3 protein-coding genes are annotated in these 3,878 nt (G+C 45.5%); 2 read left to right on the top strand and 1 reads right to left on the bottom strand.

Features of this window, described 5'->3' with window-relative positions; translation table 11 throughout:
* The first annotated feature begins 111 nt into the window (after positions 1–111).
* Positions 112–984 (top strand): 4-hydroxybenzoate solanesyltransferase, encoded by an 873-nt coding sequence (locus tag A3775_RS15165; RefSeq protein ID WP_066384422.1) that lies wholly within the window; start codon positions 112–114, stop codon positions 982–984.
* Here A3775_RS15165 and A3775_RS24315 read toward each other — a convergent pair.
* Complete coding sequence (locus A3775_RS24315) at positions 952–1,140, bottom strand: hypothetical protein (RefSeq protein ID WP_156481649.1); 189 nt, start codon at positions 1,138–1,140, stop codon at positions 952–954. The genes A3775_RS15165 and A3775_RS24315 overlap by 33 nt on opposite strands.
* Positions 1,141–1,471: 331 nt before the next feature.
* Here A3775_RS24315 and A3775_RS15160 point away from each other — a divergent pair, with 331 nt between their 5' ends.
* Positions 1,472–3,853 (top strand): phosphoketolase, encoded by a 2,382-nt coding sequence (locus A3775_RS15160; protein ID WP_066425668.1) that lies wholly within the window; start codon positions 1,472–1,474, stop codon positions 3,851–3,853.
* Positions 3,854–3,878 lie beyond the last annotated feature (25 nt).

Below are 3,878 nucleotides of genomic sequence, written 5' to 3'. Positions count from 1 at the left end.
CCCCAATCCCCAGTCCCCAGTCCCCAATCCCCAGTCCCCAATCCCCAGTCCCCAATCCCCAATCCCCAATCCCCAATCCCCAATCCCCAGTCCCTTCCAGTCCCCAATCCCATGATAGAAACTAACCAAGAACCAGTTTGGCTAACAATTATCCGGCTTTTGCGGTGGCATAAACCCGAAGGACGCTTAATTTTGATGATTCCCGCACTGTGGGCGGTGTTTTTGGCTGCATCTGGTAAACCGCCTTTACCTTTGGTGGGGGTGATAGTCTTAGGTACACTCGCCACAAGTGCGGCTGGATGTGTGGTAAATGATTTGTGGGATAGAGATATCGATCCAGAGGTGGAAAGAACACGCGATCGCCCCTTGGCTTCCCGTGCTTTATCGGTTAAAGTCGGTATTGTCGTCGGGATAGTGGCGTTAGCTTGTGCGGCGGTATTGGCTTTTTATCTTAACAGCCTGAGTTTTTGGTTATCTGTAGCGGCTGTGCCGGTGATTGTTTTGTATCCCGGCGCGAAGCGAGTCTTTCCCGTACCCCAGTTAGTGTTATCAATTGCTTGGGGTTTTGCGGTGTTAATTAGCTGGAGTGCGGTGACACAGGATATTAGTCAACCCACTTGGTTATTGTGGGGGGCTACCTTACTGTGGACACTAGGATTTGATACAGTTTACGCGATGAGCGATCGCGAAGATGACCGACGCATAGGTGTAAATTCTAGTGCATTGTTTTTCGGAAATTACGCACCGCTAGCCATTGGTATTTTCTTTGCTGGAACTATCGCCTTACTAGGATGGTTAGGGTTTGCGATTCATCTGAAGTTGGCTTTTTGGGTGAGTTTAGTGATTGGGACTATTGGCTGGTTGTGGCAGGTGATACAAATAGCTAAACCGGAATTACCTAACCCGGCTTATGGTGAGATGTTCCGTCAGAATGTTTGGATTGGGTTTATTTTACTCGCGGGAATGATTGGAGGTTGTTTGTGAAGTAAGCGATCGCCTTCTACCATACATTTTATTGCTTGAGCGATCGCCTTCCCAGGTTGATGTAATACTCAGATACCCGACTTCTTTGAGAAGTCGGGTATCTATCCCATCATTACAATTATGTTGACCTACTGAACAGTTTATATTTATCGCCATATTTATTTACCACATTAGCAACTTCTATCAAAAGTCATATTTATTTCATGACAAATATTAAACGCATCAGCGATTTTCGTCACAATAGCTAAAATCAATGTTAAAAAATACTCGCCTGAAGGTGAATTCTGTTAACCTTTCGGAGAGGTCACTACTCAAAGTTTTGTAGTTGTATTTTAAATAACTGCAAGTGTAGTCAATGGCTAATAAAACTGATAATTCCAGAGCCACCTGGGAAAATTTGTCTTATGTAGGATGACCTTCAGACTGTAGATAACTACACTGGCATAGAAAAGAAATTCGGCAAAATCACTACGTAATGGAGTTGAATATGACTTTAGCAAGTCCTCCACAAACAAAGCCTTTAACCGATGCAGAATTGCATAAAATGAACGCCTACTGGCGGGCAGCTAACTATTTGTCAGTCGGGCAGATATATTTACTAGATAATCCCCTGCTGAAACAACCACTCACCCTAGAACACGTTAAACCCAGACTGTTAGGACATTGGGGAACCACACCAGGACTGAACTTTATTTATGTTCACCTGAATCGGATCATCAAAAAGTATGACCTCAACATGATTTACATTGCTGGCCCTGGTCATGGCGGGCCGGGACTGGTAGCGAATACTTACCTAGAAGGAACTTACAGCGAATATTACCCCAATATTTCCCAAGATGCGGAGGGGATGAAGAAACTGTTTAAACAATTCTCCTTTCCTGGTGGTATTCCTAGCCACGTTGCACCGGAAACCCCTGGTTCTATTCACGAAGGCGGAGAACTAGGTTATGCGCTGGTTCATGCTTTTGGTGCAGCGTTTGACAACCCTGATTTAATTGTCGCTGCTGTAGTTGGTGATGGGGAAGCCGAAACCGGGGCTTTAGCTACCAGTTGGCATTCCAATAAGTTTCTCAACCCTGCTACAGATGGGGCGGTGTTACCGATTCTACACTTGAATGGGTATAAAATCGCTAACCCCACAGTTTTGGCGCGGTTGAGTTACGAGGAATTAGAAAGCCTATTTATAGGGTATGGTTACAAACCTTACTTTGTGGAAGGTTCTGAACCTGCGGACGTGCATCAACAGATGGCGGCGACTTTAGATATAATCACTGCCGAAATTCACAGCATCCAAAGAGAAGCCCGTGTACATGGTTATACTAAACGTCCGCAATGGCCGATGATTATACTGAGAACCCCCAAAGGTTGGACAGGGCCAAAAGAAGTAGACGGGAAAAAGACAGAAGATTACTGGCGATCGCATCAAGTACCCTTTGGTGATTTAGCTAAGAAACCGCAGCACATCCAACTTCTAGAAGACTGGATGAAGAGTTACAAACCCGAAGAACTCTTTGATGCTAACGGCAAACTGATCCCCGAACTCGCAGAACTCGCACCCACAGGACAACGCCGCATGGGTGATAATCCCCACGCTAACGGCGGTATCTTGTTGCGTGACTTGAAAATGCCCAAATTCCAAGACTACGCTGTTGAAGTTCCCCAACCAGGTAGAGTAGTTGCAGAAGCTACCCAAGTTACAGGGAAATTCCTCCGGGATGTGATGCAACTCAACCTAGACAGCCGTAACTTCCGAGTCTTTGGCCCGGATGAAACCGCATCAAATCGCATCAATGCAGTATTAGAAGTCACAGACCGAACTTGGGTAGCTCAAACCCTCCCCGAAGATGACCACCTTTCCCCTAGTGGTCGGGTGATGGAAATCCTCAGCGAAACCACCTGTCAAGGATGGTTAGAAGGATATCTGCTTACAGGTCGTCATGGTTTCTTCTCTTGCTACGAAGCATTTATCCACATCATTGATTCCATGTTCAACCAACACGCCAAATGGTTGAAAACTACCCGTGAAATTCCTTGGCGTAAACCGATTGCATCACTTAACTATCTACTGACTTCCCACGTTTGGCGACAAGACCATAACGGATTTTCTCACCAAGACCCTGGTTTTATCGACCATGTGGTGAACAAAAAATCTGAAATCATTCGCGTCTATCTTCCACCCGATGCCAACACCTTATTATCTGTAACAGACCATTGCTTAAGAAGCCGTCAATACGTTAACGTCATCGTCGCCGGAAAACAACCAGCATTGCAATATCTCGATATGGATGCAGCCGTGAAACACTGCACCAAAGGGATTAGCATTTGGGAATGGGCAAGTAATGACCAAGGTGGTGAACCAGATGTAGTCATGGGTTGCGCTGGCGATATCCCCACCTTAGAAACCTTAGCAGCTGTGGATATATTGCGGCAAAACTTCCCTGACTTAAAAGTGCGGGTAGTCAACGTTGTGGATTTGATGACCTTACAACCCAACACAGAACATCCCCACGGTTTAAGTCCCAAAGAATTTGACACTATATTCACCACCGAAAAACCGATCATCTTCGCCTTTCATGGCTATCCTTGGTTAATCCATCGTCTCACCTATCGCCACACCAACCATAACAACCTCCATGTGCGCGGTTACAAAGAAGAAGGAACTACCACCACCCCCTTTGATATGGTTGTGCGGAACGATTTAGACCGCTTCCATTTAGTCATGGACGTAATAGATCGTGTTCCCAAATTAGGCTATAAAGCCGCTTATGTGAAACAACATCTGCAAGACAAGCTCATTGAACACAAACACTACATTGGTAAACACGGTGAAGATATGCCAGAAATTCAAGACTGGCAGTGGCCGTATTAGTGGTTATACCAATTCTCTATGAAGT

This window comes from Anabaena sp. 4-3, assembly GCF_001597745.1.
Lineage (GTDB): Bacteria > Cyanobacteriota > Cyanobacteriia > Cyanobacteriales > Nostocaceae > Trichormus.
This window is presented reverse-complemented; position numbering and strand designations above follow the sequence as displayed.

Bases quoted from the DNA above. Each gene is read 5' to 3' on its own strand.
- A3775_RS24315 (WP_156481649.1), bottom strand. From the start codon at position 1,140: ATGGCGATAAATATAAACTGTTCAGTAGGTCAACATAATTGTAATGAT.
- A3775_RS15165 (WP_066384422.1), top strand. From the start codon at position 112: ATGATAGAAACTAACCAAGAACCAGTTTGGCTAACAATTATCCGGCTT.
- A3775_RS15160 (WP_066425668.1), top strand. From the start codon at position 1,472: ATGACTTTAGCAAGTCCTCCACAAACAAAGCCTTTAACCGATGCAGAA.